We start from the raw sequence: 15,184 nt of genomic DNA, 5'->3' as shown, positions 1-15,184 counted from the left end.
TTTTGGATCAGAGCCCACTCAATGCCTCAGATATTGTATCCTCACCAGCGATTAGATCAAATGAACACCTGTAGGTATTCTTCTCACTCAAACTGGCCAAAATCACATGAGCTACATCTTCACGAGTGATGTTACCGGATGTAATATTCTCAGCAGCAGAAACTTTACCTGTTCCCGGCTCATTCATTAGAATCCCTGGACGTATAATGGTATAAGTTAACCCACTGCTCTCTAACAATTTATCAGCATAGTGTTTCGCTACATAATATGGAAGGATGTTATCATGCCAGTTCTCACGATTATTGGCTTGGATCGCACTCACCATGATAAATCGATCAATACCCGCTTTTTGAGCCGCTTCAATGGTTTTCCCGGCACCATCCAGATCAATCAGGAGTGTTTTATCATATCCCGTTGTACCGCCAGAACCAGCTGCAAATACGATCGCATCACAACCCGTTGCAGCAGCTACAAGTGAGTCAACCGTACCTTCCAAGTCGGCAAGCACCGTTTCCACACCCTGTGCTGCAAATGAATCTGCCTGCTCTTGTTTTCGTACCATAGCAAGAACAGTGTGCTCTTCACTATTCTTCAAAAGATGAATAAGCTGTTGACCAATCTGTCCATTTGATCCTACGACGAACACCTTCATGTTCAATGCCTCCTTAATACATGAACCACCGCTCTATATTAAATTCATGCGCATGCATTTAATTTAAAGGATATATTAATGAGTGTCAAGTCTTCTTATAGGGTAAATGACTACATTACCCTATATTCACCCTGGCCTTAGAACAATTCTTTAGTGAGGTTCTCTAATCGAGTCTCAAATCCATCCTGTTCCAATTCAGTTTGCAAGACCTGATTAAACGTTTGAAGTGCTTTCTTGTATTTATTCTCTCCAAGCTCCGTAATACGAGTGTAAATGCCACGCCGGTCATCTTCACATGCATGTCTTTCCAGCGCCCCACAGTCTTTCGCTTCCATCCTAACGACGAGCCTGGAAGTAGCACTTTGGCTCAACCCCACCAGTTCTTGAAGTTGTTGTAGGCGTAACTCCTTACCCTCCGCATTATATATGAAATTTAACACATAAAATTCCTTCAAAGATAAGTCATATTGTTGAAGCAGAGCTTGTTCCAGCTTCTCGTTCAGATGGGTATGAAGGTTAGAGAAAGCCAACCAAACATTCAAACGTTCACTTTTTTGCTGCAATCTAGATCACCCCACTTGATATTTAATGTTTATCAGCAGTTATCCTATTGTATCAAGCTTAATTACATTGGTCAAAATCAAACCAAGATCGACTCTTATATAAAATTCTATGCTCATAAGAAGAGCATTCCCTCGTCTTGTAGCAACGTTTCGGAAATGCTCCAGTATTACCATGTATATGGTTCTATCTTATTTTGCCGAAAGCAAGCTGTCCGTAATAAACTGCAGCTGTCCTTCCAGGGTTACCGGATCATTGTACGTGTCTGAGGTAGGGTCAAGCTGAAACACCTGGTTTCCCTTCACCGCAGGCAAGTTCTTCCATAATGTATTATCATATACGATCTTGGGATCAGTCGTATCTCCCGACCACGGGCTGGTGAAGATGATATCACCTGCATACTCCGGCAACAGTTCCATGGAAATTGAAGCCCATCCGGTCCCGCTATCAATTGCTTCAGCTTGAGCCTTGGCTGGTGCCTTGAGACCAAACTCCCCGTAAATAATTTCACCGCCTCGACCATAGTTATGACCAAATACAAATAATCCTTTGGCGTACGGATTCAGTATGGAAACGGTGCGATCGCCTACAGTTTCCTGAACCTTGGGCTTCAATTCGTTGATCTTCGCTTCCCAGTTAGCATTCCAGGCTATTGCGGCGTCTTCTCTATTGGTGAGCTTACCCATTTCAAGCATTAGATCCTTGAAATCACGCTTTCCAAATGTAATCTGTACGACAGGTGCAATCTGCTCCAGCTTGTCGATGCCTTCTGTTCCAGTGTACACAATAAATAAGTCAGGTTTTAAACTGATTAGTTTCTCTGGTGTAGGCTCTTCACCCAGATCACTGGTACCCGCTGCTGCAAGTTGATCCTTGATATATTTGTTGTTCATCGCTCCTGATAAAGCGCCGACTACCGGTGCATCAAGGGCTACAAAGTAGCCTGTCGAAAATGAGGTCAAATCAATAATGCGCTTAGGATTCTTCGGTACCTGTACTTCGCCTGCATCCGATTGATATGTAACGAGCTCCTCTTCAGTAGTGGCACTGGTTTCAGCGGAAGAAGCTGCATTCGAGTCCGTCTTGGTTTCTGTATCCGCAGCTGCATTGGTGCTGTCCGCGGTTGTACTATTGGTCTTGGCAGATTGTCCACATGCACTCAGTACTAGTAGCAAGATGAGTGACATCATGAACCATATTGGTGTTCTCTGTTTCAGCAAAATAAACCCACCTCTTCATTGATATTGATAATCGTTATCAACGATAACATGCTCTGAATGTTTTTACAAGACAAGTTTATTTCACTCACTCTATGAATTCTAACTTGCAAGTCACCACGTTAAACAGCTATCATCAATAGAGTAAATAATAATACAAATAAAGGAACACATTGGAAAGCCAATGAAACGTATTCAAGGAGGAAAACATGGAAGAGATTATATTGTGGTTAAAGTATTTGTTTTTAGGTATAGTTCAAGGTGCGACGGAGCCAATCCCCGTCTCCTCAAGCGGTCATCTGATCATCGCTCAGAAACTCATGGGCATCAAGCAGAATGGATTGTCATTTGAGATTTTAACGAACACGGCATCACTCATCGCTATTATTTTTATATACCGGGAAGATATCAAAAAATTGATTATTGGTGCACTAGGTTACCTGCGTACTCGTAAAGAAGAATATCGAGCAGACCTCATGTTTTGCTTATACATAATTATTGGTACGATCCCTGCTGCTGTCGTTGCAGTCCTGTTCAAGGACCGGATTGAAGAAATTTTCTCGTCCGTATATACGGTTTCCATCGCACTATTGATCACCGGAGTTGCCTTATGGCTGATTCGTAATCTCCGTGGTCGCAAGCAAGACGGTGATCTGTCTACGAAAGATGCATTGTTGGTAGGTCTGGCTCAGGCGGTCGCTCTTATTCCGGGCATTAGCCGCTCAGGTGCAACTGTAATTGCGTCCATCGCTGTTGGCATGAAACAGGAAACAGCTTTGAAGTTCTCCTTCATGTTGTACATTCCCATAAGTATTGGCGGACTCATTATGGGGGTATCCGACATCGCCAATGATCCGAATCGATCACAGCTGGCTATCCCTTATCTGATCGCATTCATCACGACGCTTTTCGTCACGTATTTCTCCATGAGATGGTTTATGGGCATTATGGCCAAAGGCAACCTGAAATACTTTTCGTATTACTGTTTTGCCGCAGGTACTTTGTTGCTGATTTTCTTATAAAAAAAGTCCACACACCAAAAGGAACAACCAGCGATGGTTGTTCCTTTGTTGTATAGTGGCAGAGCCATAATGACCTATAGCAAGAGCTAAACGGTCAGGCGCGTAGCCTTGTTGCTTCTGTTAACCAGCTCTGTAGCCACGAACATGACACTGAACAGAATCAGCAGGATTAGAGGTACCATTGACATTCCCCATTGGCTGGCTATAAGCCCCATACCCAACGGGATGAGTGTTGAACCTGTATAGGCACTGGCCATTTCAAGTCCAATTACACTTGGAGATGCCTTCTCACCGAAGCGTTCCGGTGTCGCATGAACAATGCTCGGATAGATCGGTGCTCCGCCCAATCCCACGATGAACAAAGCCCCTGCGGCAATCCAATAAGGAATCGGCATAACCAGGATAACCAGTCCGACGCATCCAACGATTCCACCATACCTGATGAGATTTTTACTGGATACATGAGTCGAAAGAAAACCTGAGATTACGCGTCCCAAGATAATGCCAATGAAAAATAGGGAGGATAGTGCTGCGGAAGTACCTGGAGAAACTCCTTTGCTAACAATGAAGAAAGAAGCCATCCACAGACCGGCAGCAGTTTCGGACCATTGTAACAGAGCATCGCAAGCATCGACATTTTCACGCCGGGGATACGTATGGCCTCACGGTTGCTTACACGTTTCTTCTCATCACCTGAACCCTCTACTCTTCCCTTCTCAAAAATCCTCCATAGAGACAAAGTTGATAATAAGACCACCACGATCCCAAGCAAAATCAACCCCACAGTAACGTATCCTGCACGCCAGTTGTTTGCTTGATTCAGCCAATATGCCATAACGAGTGGGCCTGTCACTGCGCCAATTCCCCAGAAACAATGCAACCAGTTCATATGCTTGGCTTTGAAATGCAATGCTACATAATTACTTAGTGCCGCATCCACCGAACCTGCACCCAGACCGAGAGGGATCGCCAGAATCAGTAAAAACACAAAATTCTCAGAGAATGAGAATCCCAACAGCGCGATCGTTGTTGAGAGTATACTGAACAATGTGACTTTACCGTTCCAAACCGGTGTAACAATCGGCTGGCAGACAGACTTGACACTACTGTACTAAATGAAATGATTAGCGATATATAACCAGCCATTTCTGTTGTCGCATGTATATCGTGTTTCATAACGGACCAGGCACTGCCAAGTAAAGCATCAGGTAATCCCAGCCCTATAAATGCGAGATAAATAATGATTAACAATAACGTGACCATCTGGGTGTACTCTCCTCAGTTTGTTTGAATTCTGATTTGCATTGAACCACCCATATAATAATATTGATATTTGTATTGATGATCTTCCTCAATATTGACTTAATATATCAGTATCCTGATATATTCTGGCGACTTATAACCTATATCACTGGTTCAAAATAGGAATTTCTCCAAGCAAATGCTTCAAGTTAATGGCATCCCACGGCATATGCTCAGTTATTCCTAATCCAACTACATCTGTTTCTTCAGACAGTTCTTTGATCAGATGAAGCAAGTGAGGTATTTGCATGGTTCCCGCTGGTGAAAACTCATAAGGTTCTCCTGGTTTGGCGAATAACAATGAACGGAACATGTGGGGATCAAGCACATCCAGATCAAGGTGAATTGCCAGGTGTTTGAACCCAGTCTCTTTAATCCACTTCTTAATCGAATCCATGCCATGGGTTAATTCTTCAGTTCCAGCCGTTCGGATACCCAATCTTTGAATCACTTCGGTTTCCTGTTCCGTGGGGGTTGTCAACCCGGCCATGAAGACATGTTCAGGTTTCAAAGGGACTCTCACATGTTTGGCAAACTCCGGATCTCCTTCCCCAAGAAGGTTCCCGAGCGGTAAAGTATGACCGTTGTCATAGCCCTCGTATCTAACCAAATCACCGTGAGCATCAATCCATATCAAACCAAGTTCTCCGCCATATCGTTCATTTAAATAAGCAAACGGGGCTTGTTCGACCAAACAGTCACCACCAAACATGACAATGCGATCAGGCTGGTGAGCTTGAATGATATGCTGGGCAGCCAGCAATTGCTGAAGTAGCTGTGTTCTGCCTTTTATCCCGTTCTCGCTTACCAGAGGTGTTCCATCATAAGCCTCAACAGGAACATGAATGAGAGGTTGATTATTGTCAGGTGCGAGCCAAGCAAGCAGTTCCGCTCCAAAAGAGTAGTTCGGATTATCTCCACCTTGCCATTGTGGCATAAGCAGACGTATTGTTTTTTGAGTCATCGTAAATCTCCTTTACATCAAGGTAAGGTTAGTATAAACTGAGCCCAAACAAATAAATAGTACGGTCTTTTATGATAGGTACTACCCGAAAGGATAGTGTAAATGATGAGTATGGCTGAGTACCACGGTAAAGTTAAAAACATTCAAGATACCCCTTTTGGATACACGTTGTCTGTCATTGGTGGCAAATGGAAAATGGTGATTATGTATCTTCTGGCTGATAACCAGCCTGTTCGTTTTAATGAACTAAAAAAACAGATTGGCGCCATCACGTATAAAACGCTGAGTTCACAGCTCAAAGAATTGGAAGCAGATGGTATGGTCGAACGAAAAGAGTATCCCCAAGTCCCTCCTAAAGTCGAGTATCGTCTGACGGCCAAAGCTGAAACGTTATTGCCCGTTTTGGAAGGCCTATGTGAATGGGGTGTCCAACATCAAGAACCTTCGATCAATAATAGCGCAACGGATTGAACGCTTTTGTCTATATACTCAGATGAGATAATTTGACTAAATGGAGTATGTTAAAACGCAAAAAGTCGCCAATCGGCGACTTTTTTACTTTTATCTTGTGTTCCTCTGTCCGTTCAGCACAATAAAAGCTGTGATTCGTAGAATTATACTTTTTCGTGTACCAGATCTTTCTGATATGCCAACACTCTGTCCCAATTTCCGCTGAAAACAGGAATTCGATAATACCCTACACGCTCATACAGCGCTGCAGCTTCTGGTTGCAAGGGACCTGTTTGCAGTTTCAGATTGGTATAACCAAGTTCGTTCGCAAGACGCTCTGCCTCGGCCAATATAGCTTGGGCAATCCCCTTACGGCGGTAACCACTGCGTGTATACATGCGTTTAACTTCTACAGATGTTTCATCAAGGGGTCTAAGTGCTCCGCAACCAACCGGATACCCGTCGATCCTGGCAACGATAAAAGCCGCACGTGGCACCTCAACGTCTGACAGTTGAAATCTTGCAGTTCCATCACCGCCATATAACAACCCGAGTTCTTCACTCAGTTCCTTGATCAGTAACAGCGAATCTTCGCTTCGAATATCTTCAGCTGCTGCATGCACGATATGTGTCATCCCACATACCCCCTTTATCTTATTGGACTTATTGGTTTAAATGATATATCTAAATTATCATTCCCAACAGCAAGCGTCAATTCCCTCATTCATTGAATATTTCTATAAGCATCTGAACGTATCTTTTTGCCGTCTTTATTCGTTTACATAAGAAATATAACGAGCAACGATGTATATGAATTCCAACTCTCGGAGGTCTGATATTATGGAAATTTCAAAGGGAATAGCAATGCTTCAGCTTGATTTTGAGGGGAATATAATTCACCCTGTTCTGATATGGGATGAAGAAATGGCTGTGTTAATAGATACCGGTTTCCCTGGACAATATGACGATTTATGTATCGAACTCGAAAAGGTAGGTGTGCCGATCAGCCAACTTAAAGCAGTGATTTTCACACATCAGGATGTGGACCATATCGGGTGTCTTCCCGAGATTTTGAAAGAGTGTGGCTCACAAGTCAAGATATATGCACATGAGCTGGATAAGCCATATATTGAGGGACAGCTCCCTCTTCTCAAAGATGGTCACCTTGAGCATTCTCCAAAGGGCAAAGTAGATGAAACGGTGTCTGATGGTCAGGAACTGCCGTTTTGCGGTGGAATTCGCGTTATTCATACACCTGGTCATACGCCAGGTCATATCAGTCTATACTTGATGGACAGCAAGACGCTCATCGCCGGGGATTCAATGTTCAGTGTAGACGGCAGGCTTGGAGGCATTCATGAACCAACTACGCTGGATACAGAGACAGCTCGATTCTCTTTGAAAAAGTATATCGAACTCGACATTACATCTGTGATTTGTTATCACGGTGGACGAAGTCATGGGAATGTAAATGAACAGATCTCAGAACTTACTCAGGGGTTATAGTTATTAAAATTGCTGATCCGCGAATGGTTACCGTCTAAACCCAATAACCATTCTTAGTCTTAGCATAGTCTTCCTATTGCTTGGCATATTGCAAAATGGCTGTAGCCGCACGAATTCGCAGCTCTTCTTCTTCACTGTGTAACGCTTCTCTCAGCACCTGGAGAGCTGTTTGAATTGTGGCTTCATCTACCCCTGTTGAGAGAGAGTTGGTTGCTTCGGCTGTTATACTGACTGCAAGACCTCGATCCAGATGTGCTTGTGATATGGGATACTCAAACTTCGCAAGGATGGCTGAATCATTTTGCAGTGCCTGCACTTTGCCATTCAGCTCAGCGAGAGGAATACGACCCAACCATGTAACTCCCCGACGGTGACAGATCAAGTCGTTTTCTGTGCCAGCGGAATCGTCGTAATAATAATCCCCGATATCCCCAACATACGTCCATTCATCATCGCTAATTATTACATAATCTCCATCCTGCATGAGGTTAACAAACATATGTAGTGTCGCGAGTGTGCTCGCCAATTCTGCTTCATCCAAGCTATAGTATTGAACCAACTGTTCCTTCCATAGCTCCGGGGGCGTTTGCTCCAGATCCCCTGTACCTGACCAAGCAATACCAATATAATTGTCTTCCAAAAATGATGTTACTCTGTTGACTCCGTGCACGGTGGACTGGATGTGATACAGATTCATGCGTACCGCCTTCCTTTCACTCATTCGTATGAACATAGTTAACCATTGTAACATTAGTGGTGTCTATTTCAAACGTAATGATCTCTTCAAGTTCTATACTTCATACTAAATATTCTTTTTGGTATAGCCCTAGGCTATAACTAGGTATAATTTAATGGAATTACATTATAACTCCGGATCTGTGATAAATTTTGTGTAACATAAAAGCAGAGGGGTTTTAAACAATGACAAAAAGTAGTGTATTGGGATATCCGCGTATTGGTGCTGATCGGGAATGGAAGAAAGCGTTGGAAGCGTTCTGGGCAGGCAAGCTGGAGGAAAATGAATTCCACGCACGTTTGCAGGAGATCCGTATCGATCATTTGCGCAAGCAACAAGCGAAAGGCATCGACATCATTCCGGTTAATGACTTTAGCTATTATGATCATATCCTGGATACGGCCGTGATGTTTGGCATTATTCCTAAACGTTTTGCTTATGATGGTGGCTCTGTTCCGTTGTCCGTATATTATGGCATCGCTCGGGGAACAAAAGATGCCGCAGCAAGTGAAATGACAAAATGGTTTAACACTAACTATCACTACATAGTACCTGAGCTGGACGGGGCTTCCCCAACTCTGACGGAGAACAAACCACTTCTCGCTTATCGTGAAGCAAAAGAAAAACTCGGCATTGAAGGCAAACCGGTTATTGTTGGACCGTTAACCTTCCTGAAGCTCTCCAAAGGTTATGATAAATCCGAGACAGACGCTTGGCTGGACCGCTTGCTGCCACTTTACACTCAATTGCTTCAAGAACTTGCAAGCGAAGGCGTTCAATGGGTGCAGGTCGACGAACCTATCCTGGTAACCAAATTAAGCGATGAAGACGTACAGCGTCTGAATAAAATATATAAAACATTTGCCGCAGCCATTCCAGGCCTGAATATTATGCTGCAAACGTACTTTGAATCTGTCGAAAACTACAACGACATTGTTGCACTGCCAGTTCAAGGTGTAGGACTTGATTTTGTACACGGACTCTCTGGTAACACACAATCTATTCGGACATCCGGTTTCCCGGCAGACAAAGTGCTCGGAGCAGGTATTATTGATGGACGTGGGATCTGGAAAGCTTCCCTTCAAGCAAAACTGAACTTGCTGAATGAATTGACTGAGTTCGTGACGCCTGAACGTATCATCGTGCAATCATCTTGCAGCCTGCTGCATGTGCCAGTTACGACAGACCGTGAGGCAAAACTTACATCTGAACTGAAGAATGCTCTTGCATTTGCAGATGAAAAGCTGGATGAGATTGTTCTTTTGACTACAGCCTTATCTTCACCAAGTGCAGAGATTACCGCCAAAATAGACGAAGCAGAGCTTCCTCTTCTGGCGCTTCAGCAATCCGAAGATCGGAACCGGACCGCTGTACAGAAAGCCGTTGCTTCCATCAGTGTTCAACAGCCAGAGCGCTCCCGTCCTTTTGCAGAGCGTCATGAAGCTCAACAGGCCAAATGGCAATTGCCACTCTTCCCGACAACAACGATTGGTAGTTTCCCACAATCTGCTGAAGTCAGAAAAGCACGTCAGTTGTGGCGTAAAGGCGAATTGAACAACGAGCAGTATGCTGCCTTCATCCGGGAGCAGATTGATATCTGGATTAAGATTCAGGAAGAGATCGGAATTGACGTACTGGTGCATGGTGAGTTTGAGCGTACCGACATGGTTGAATTCTTTGGCGAGAAACTGGCCGGTTTTGCCTTTACACAGTTTGGCTGGGTACAATCATATGGTTCACGTTGCGTGAAGCCACCTATTATCTTCGGCGATGTTGCATTTACGGGTGAAATGACGGTGGAAGAAACGAAATATGCCCAATCGCAGACTGAGCGTCCTGTCAAAGGCATGCTGACTGGCCCGATTACCATCATGAACTGGTCATTCGTACGCGAAGACATTGCTCGTGAGCAGATTGCCTATCAATTGGCGTATGCGTTGAGACAGGAAGTCGAAGCACTTGAACAGGCAGGCATTGGTATGATCCAGGTTGACGAGCCGGCTGTTCGTGAAGGACTTCCGCTGAAAGAAAATGAACAAGCCGATTACCTGGCTTGGGCTGTCAAAGCGTTCCGTATCTCTACGTGCACAGTGCATGAAACGACTCAAATTCATACGCATATGTGCTATTGCGAATTCCATGACATGATTGATTCCATTGAAGCTATGGATGCAGATGTTATCTCCATTGAGACATCCCGTAGTCACGGTGAACTGATTCATAGTTTTGAAGAAAATACGTATGAGCTCGGTATCGGTCTTGGCGTATATGACATCCATAGTCCACGTGTTCCGAGCGTAGATGAAATGAGCAGCATGATTGAACGTGCCCTGCGTGTTCTTGATCCGAAGTTGTTCTGGATTAACCCGGACTGCGGATTAAAAACCCGTGGACAGGAAGAAACGGTAGCTTCCCTGCGTAACATGGTTGACGCAACCAGAATCGCTCGTAACAATCACGCTTCAGCTGCTGTATTGTAATCGGCTGCGAAGCAGCATAACTTCAAAAGTAAAGCCGGACACCCCTTCGTTAAACGGGTGTCCGGCTTTTTATGCTTTTATTATTATAGTTACTTTTAACGTACATTCATTTCACTTGTAACATGGCGACCTTTAGCGTTCCTGCCCCTTTTCTCACCACCATCCAACGCTTACGACTAGATACTCTCTTCCAGCCATTGCTGCAACGGTATATCTTCGGTCAGTTCACCGAGCAGTATGTGACGGAACTCCCCTTCCCTATCAATGACCATTGTTGCCGGCAAACCCGTTATACGATACATGCCTGATATGTTGCCCGTCACATCAATGATCACCGGAAAATCAAACGCCTGCTTATCCATAAACTCACGGATCGTGCCCTTCGATTCCCCCACATTAACAAACAGGGTTTCCACGTCATTCTGATAGTCCTGAGCAATCTGGTGAACGAGCGGCATCTCCCTTACACAAGGTGTGCACCATGAAGCCCAAAAGTTAATCATCACGGCTTTGCCCTGATAATCGGACAGGCTGACTTGTTCCCCTGCTGAATTAACCGCTGTGAACTCAGGGGCTTTTGCACCTGCTTCAATAGCGTTACCTCGCTGAGATTCGGGTGTCGATACATTTTCGAAAATGGCCCATGTACCTGCTAACAGTGCGATCACACCAATCAAAATTGTAAGTGTACTTCTACTTTTAAAACTCTTCTTCTGCAATAAACTCACCTTCACTTTAAACCAAGACTTTGATGAAATGCTGCATGGAGCGAACCGAATTGATCACAAAAGTCGTGAGTAGAGCCCTCTCCAACATTACGTCCATGGTTCATGAATATCACCTGATCCGCAATATCGTCTGCAATCTCCAACTGATGGGTCGAGAACACGACCATGTGACCATCCTGTTTGATTCTTTTGAGCAGCTGAGTTAATTCCTGCATCCAGAATGGGTCCAATCCATTTGTTGGCTCATCCATAATGAGCAGTGGAGGTTTCGACAGCACAGCTTGAGCGAATAACACACGCTGGCGCATGCCTTTGGAGAAGGTCGTAACCCGTTTGTTCTTTTGATCCGCCAAACCTACCATGGTCAGTACTTCCTGTACTCTCTCCTTGGGAACTTTCCTTAGAGAAGCCCAGAACAGAAGTACTTCCTCTGCGGTCAGTCCTTGATTAAATTGATAATCGTCCGGCATATATCCAATTTGCTGTGAATAACGCTTGCGCTCCTTCAACCATCGTACATTGTTCACCACAACCTCACCGGAGGTAGGCCGAAGAATTCCGGCGATCATACGCAGCACTGTGCTCTTCCCTGCGCCATTCCCTCCACAGAGGGCAAGTACCTGGCCTGAAGTTATGCGAAAGGAGATATCCTGAACAATGGGTTGCTTTTTAATGGATTTACACAAATCCATCACTTCGAGTCCCACTTTATCCATGAGAACGCCCCCTCTCCCAGATCGCATATACCGCTAGGATAGAGAAGGTTATCCAGAATAGGCATATCCCGATGAAGATCCAACTGCCACTTGGTTGCTGCACCCACTCCACCCATCGATAATATTCTGGTCCCAGAATGGAGCCGCCCCCAAGTTTGATCACGACATACAAGCGCACCAGCTCGGCCGGATTGATGAGCGTGAACATAACCAGCAGCGGTTTCACCCACAGATAAGGCATCAGTCCCAGCACAGAGAGCAATAAGGTCGGCCACCCAATGACTGCGAAAAACCATACGGTCACGGAGATCGTCAACGCCTGCCACCGATTACGCGACAACGAACCGATAAAGAGAGCCAGTGTCAGGAATAACAACACCAGTCCACAGGAAAATGCCAGAAAGAGAAGATATGTCATGACATCCATTGGATTCCCGATTACTCCGCTAATGACCCCCATCAGGCCGTATCCAAACGCAACAATGGTGATTAAAACAATCGAGAGCCCGAGATACTTGCCCACAATAAAAGACATCGTGCCGATGGGATACGTGGATAACAGTTGCCAGCTACCGTCTTCCTTTTCGGATGTTAGTGAGAAGGAACCGAGGAATAGCGTCATTAATGGCAAAAGGTAGAGAATGAGATTCAACATCGACCCTGTTGTGCCTGAATATCCTTCAACCAGATTCTGCGAATTCAGAAGTAACAAGCTTAAGCTAAAGGTGCAAAAAAGGATCAGAAACGAATACGCCCAAGGATTGCGAAATCCCATTTTCACTTCTCGTCTTGCAATCTGTATCATATCTGACATCATTGATCACCATTTTCTATTGTCATACTTAGTGGCCTGACTCTTCTTTCATCTCACCTTCCTGATGCATCTCATTACCATCTCCTTCTTCACCATGTCCGTGCTCATCATGCCCATGTTCACCCATCATGTCCATATTCTCCGTGTTCTGTTTCCAGTCATGGGAGGCAAGATCCTCAGCGGTCATAATGGTTCCAACACCTTGCTCTGCAATGAAAGCTTCAGCCGAGGGCTTGTCCTTAAAGTTAAGAATGCCATAGGCCATAGGTGTACGCAATGAAGCATCGTATACATACGTGGCTTTGCTGTATTCAATCCATTCCTTGTCATTGTAATCACGTACATAGTCCATGCCGATGTTATCTGTGCCATTTTCTGTTTTCCACTGGTTCATGCAGCCGATATCATCGAACTTGTAATTTTGGCCGTCTTTCGTAGTGAGCTGTGTTGCATATGCATCGTCCTTCACCTGCATTTTACAGATCGCACAGATATCCACGTCCTCATTGATCGGCAATGCCGCGTATTTTGTTCCGCAAGCGGTTAACACTACCATGCCAAACATAAGTACCATGACCAATGTCCATCTTCTATTCAAGCCTTTGTTCATTTTCGTAATACCCCCATATAGATGATTATAAAAGTTGCCATACCCAACAGAACTAACCCGAACATCCACACCATCTTGGAACCTGTAGCACTTTCCACTGACATGTTCAGATCAGATTTCGTATCCATGCTCATTCGTGGCGAATTGTCGGTAGTCCATTGTTCTCTGCCTTCTGTAAACAAGTCACTCAGAAAGACCATACCCGGTGATTGGAAAAAGAGCTGATACGCAGAATTCCGACTGACCAGTTGCTCATAAAAAGGATTGATAGCATAGGAAATTTCACTGATTCCATCCTGGTTCAGATCAAGCCCCTGAAAGGAGTCCCAGTAATTCTCCATCAGGACATTATTCGGACTATCCAGCGCGGAAGCCTCAATGACATTGGATACCAATCGGTTACGTGTTAACTCATTAGCTTCTGCCAGAACAAGCTGTATGCCAACAAAATTCCGAAGCACCGCATTGCCACGGATCTCATTGCCTGAGGATTCTGCAATATTCATGCCGACACGATTACCCTCCACTACATTGTTGTGAACAGAAGATTGATGTACGTCATACAACAGAATCCCTTGGGAGTGAACATTGGTACTTTGTTTGCGAAAGGAATTCCCCGATATGACCGTATTCTTGACACCCATAATCATGGCACCTGTCATGTTCTCCTCTCCGGTATTGTCCATGACAGAAGAGCCGTCAATGTACATACAGTGGATGCCATACCTTGTATGTAACAGCCTGTTATTTTGCACGGTAGACTTTCGACTGTTCTCCAGATAGATTCCATCCCTCATGCCGGTGATCTCATTGGCCTCAATGTAGCTATCATGGGAGTTGTACAGATCAATGCCATTGCCCTTCTGGCCACTGGAAGCAGAATCAGCCCCCATCCAAGTAATGTTGTTCCGTTGAATCGTTGCATGACTCGAATTCCGGATAATCATCCCATACCCCTGGGTCTGAATATGCATATCCGTAATTTCATTGTTTTTCCCTTCAACCTGAATCGCTGCAGTCTGTTCATTCGTATCATGTTCAATTGTAAAACCGCTCAATTTCACCCCATCCGAGCGAATCATTATCGTAGAGGTGGCTTCCGCATTAACAACTATGACCGTAGGATCACCCTGAATGGTGATGTTTTTGTCAATCGTCACCGGTCCAGAATAACGACCTGATGCAAGTTTAATGACTTCTCCAGGTGTAGAACGGTCAATCATAGGCTGAAGGGGAATGAGCTCACGATGTTCGGAGGAGGCCATGATTGCACCGTGCGGAAGAGATAGTAGGAGCATCATCATTCCGATTAGAAAAATTACACTCGTAACCCGACTCTTCTTACAACTGTCGAATGCACCCAATCCTGCCCGAGGATTACCCATGAATCTTCACGCGCAATTCTGGCTTCTTGTTACAGTTACTT

The 15,184-nt window shown here is 44.7% G+C and carries 17 protein-coding genes; 4 read left to right on the top strand and 13 right to left on the bottom strand.

Annotated elements, in window-relative coordinates:
• Positions 1–7: 7 nt before the first annotated feature.
• From MHB43_RS15420 to MHB43_RS15410, 3 genes are all read right to left on the bottom strand, one after another.
• Positions 8–652 (bottom strand): SDR family oxidoreductase, encoded by a 645-nt coding sequence (locus MHB43_RS15420; RefSeq protein WP_221819388.1) that lies wholly within the window; start codon positions 650–652, stop codon positions 8–10.
• 137 nt (positions 653–789) lie between these two features.
• Positions 790–1,215, bottom strand: coding sequence for a MarR family winged helix-turn-helix transcriptional regulator (locus MHB43_RS15415; RefSeq protein ID WP_145317429.1), 426 nt, complete (start codon positions 1,213–1,215; stop codon positions 790–792).
• 189 nt (positions 1,216–1,404) lie between these two features.
• On the bottom strand, positions 1,405–2,433 hold the full coding sequence (locus MHB43_RS15410) for an ABC transporter substrate-binding protein (RefSeq protein WP_405132286.1): 1,029 nt from the start codon (positions 2,431–2,433) through the stop codon (positions 1,405–1,407).
• A gap of 206 nt (positions 2,434–2,639) precedes the next feature.
• On the opposite strand from MHB43_RS15410, the gene MHB43_RS15405 reads away from it, so the two are divergent.
• A complete protein-coding gene (locus tag MHB43_RS15405; RefSeq protein ID WP_405132285.1) occupies positions 2,640–3,452 on the top strand; it encodes an undecaprenyl-diphosphate phosphatase in 813 nt (270 codons plus the stop codon).
• Positions 3,453–3,538: 86 nt separating this feature from the next.
• Here MHB43_RS15405 and MHB43_RS15400 read toward each other — a convergent pair whose 3' ends face one another.
• The 3 genes from MHB43_RS15400 to MHB43_RS15390 all read right to left on the bottom strand — a co-directional run bounded on the left by MHB43_RS15400 (position 3,539) and on the right by MHB43_RS15390 (position 5,718).
• Positions 3,539–4,033: an MFS transporter gene (locus MHB43_RS15400; protein ID WP_405132284.1), complete on the bottom strand. Its 495-nt coding sequence runs from the start codon at positions 4,031–4,033 to the stop codon at positions 3,539–3,541.
• On the bottom strand, positions 3,937–4,500 hold the full coding sequence (locus MHB43_RS15395; protein WP_405132283.1) for an MFS transporter: 564 nt from the start codon (positions 4,498–4,500) through the stop codon (positions 3,937–3,939). The genes MHB43_RS15400 and MHB43_RS15395 overlap by 97 nt, the downstream gene beginning before the upstream one ends.
• Positions 4,501–4,860: 360 nt before the next feature.
• The gene (locus tag MHB43_RS15390) at positions 4,861–5,718 is read right to left on the bottom strand and encodes an arginase family protein (protein ID WP_405132282.1); all 858 of its coding nucleotides are present in this window, start codon (positions 5,716–5,718) and stop codon (positions 4,861–4,863) included.
• 105 nt (positions 5,719–5,823) lie between these two features.
• Here MHB43_RS15390 and MHB43_RS15385 point away from each other — a divergent pair, with 105 nt between their 5' ends.
• Positions 5,824–6,189, top strand: a complete 366-nt coding sequence (locus MHB43_RS15385; RefSeq protein ID WP_405132434.1) for a winged helix-turn-helix transcriptional regulator — start codon at positions 5,824–5,826, stop codon at positions 6,187–6,189.
• 143 nt (positions 6,190–6,332) lie between these two features.
• On the opposite strand, the gene MHB43_RS15380 is transcribed toward MHB43_RS15385, so the two are convergent.
• Positions 6,333–6,803: a GNAT family N-acetyltransferase gene (locus MHB43_RS15380; protein WP_339184994.1), complete on the bottom strand. Its 471-nt coding sequence runs from the start codon at positions 6,801–6,803 to the stop codon at positions 6,333–6,335.
• A 205-nt stretch (positions 6,804–7,008) separates the two neighbouring features.
• Here MHB43_RS15380 and MHB43_RS15375 point away from each other — a divergent pair, with 205 nt between their 5' ends.
• Positions 7,009–7,674: an MBL fold metallo-hydrolase gene (locus MHB43_RS15375; RefSeq protein WP_339184992.1), complete on the top strand. Its 666-nt coding sequence runs from the start codon at positions 7,009–7,011 to the stop codon at positions 7,672–7,674.
• A gap of 73 nt (positions 7,675–7,747) precedes the next feature.
• On the opposite strand, the gene MHB43_RS15370 is transcribed toward MHB43_RS15375, so the two are convergent.
• Complete coding sequence (locus MHB43_RS15370; protein WP_339184989.1) at positions 7,748–8,371, bottom strand: hypothetical protein; 624 nt, start codon at positions 8,369–8,371, stop codon at positions 7,748–7,750.
• A 224-nt stretch (positions 8,372–8,595) separates the two neighbouring features.
• Between MHB43_RS15370 and metE the strand changes: the two genes are divergently transcribed.
• Positions 8,596–10,890 (top strand): 5-methyltetrahydropteroyltriglutamate--homocysteine S-methyltransferase, encoded by a 2,295-nt coding sequence (metE, locus tag MHB43_RS15365; RefSeq protein ID WP_405132281.1) that lies wholly within the window; start codon positions 8,596–8,598, stop codon positions 10,888–10,890.
• A 176-nt stretch (positions 10,891–11,066) separates the two neighbouring features.
• Here metE and MHB43_RS15360 read toward each other — a convergent pair whose 3' ends face one another.
• From MHB43_RS15360 to MHB43_RS15340, 5 genes are read right to left on the bottom strand one after another with little or no spacing between them, the layout of a single operon-like run.
• Complete coding sequence (locus tag MHB43_RS15360) at positions 11,067–11,618, bottom strand: TlpA family protein disulfide reductase (protein WP_405132280.1); 552 nt, start codon at positions 11,616–11,618, stop codon at positions 11,067–11,069.
• Between the two features lie 2 nt (positions 11,619–11,620).
• On the bottom strand, positions 11,621–12,334 hold the full coding sequence (locus tag MHB43_RS15355; protein ID WP_405132279.1) for an ABC transporter ATP-binding protein: 714 nt from the start codon (positions 12,332–12,334) through the stop codon (positions 11,621–11,623).
• Positions 12,327–13,148, bottom strand: a complete 822-nt coding sequence (locus tag MHB43_RS15350; protein WP_405132433.1) for an ABC transporter permease — start codon at positions 13,146–13,148, stop codon at positions 12,327–12,329. Before MHB43_RS15350 ends, MHB43_RS15355 begins: the two co-directional genes overlap by 8 nt.
• A gap of 28 nt (positions 13,149–13,176) precedes the next feature.
• A complete protein-coding gene (locus MHB43_RS15345; RefSeq protein WP_405132278.1) occupies positions 13,177–13,758 on the bottom strand; it encodes a nitrous oxide reductase accessory protein NosL in 582 nt (193 codons plus the stop codon).
• Complete coding sequence (locus MHB43_RS15340; protein WP_405132277.1) at positions 13,755–15,143, bottom strand: nitrous oxide reductase family maturation protein NosD; 1,389 nt, start codon at positions 15,141–15,143, stop codon at positions 13,755–13,757. Before MHB43_RS15340 ends, MHB43_RS15345 begins: the two co-directional genes overlap by 4 nt.
• Positions 15,144–15,184 lie beyond the last annotated feature (41 nt).

The organism is Paenibacillus sp. FSL H8-0317 (assembly GCF_045040685.1).
Classification (GTDB): Bacteria; Bacillota; Bacilli; order Paenibacillales; family Paenibacillaceae; genus Paenibacillus.
Note: the sequence above shows the minus strand (reverse complement) of the source record. Positions and strands in the feature narration are given on the sequence as shown.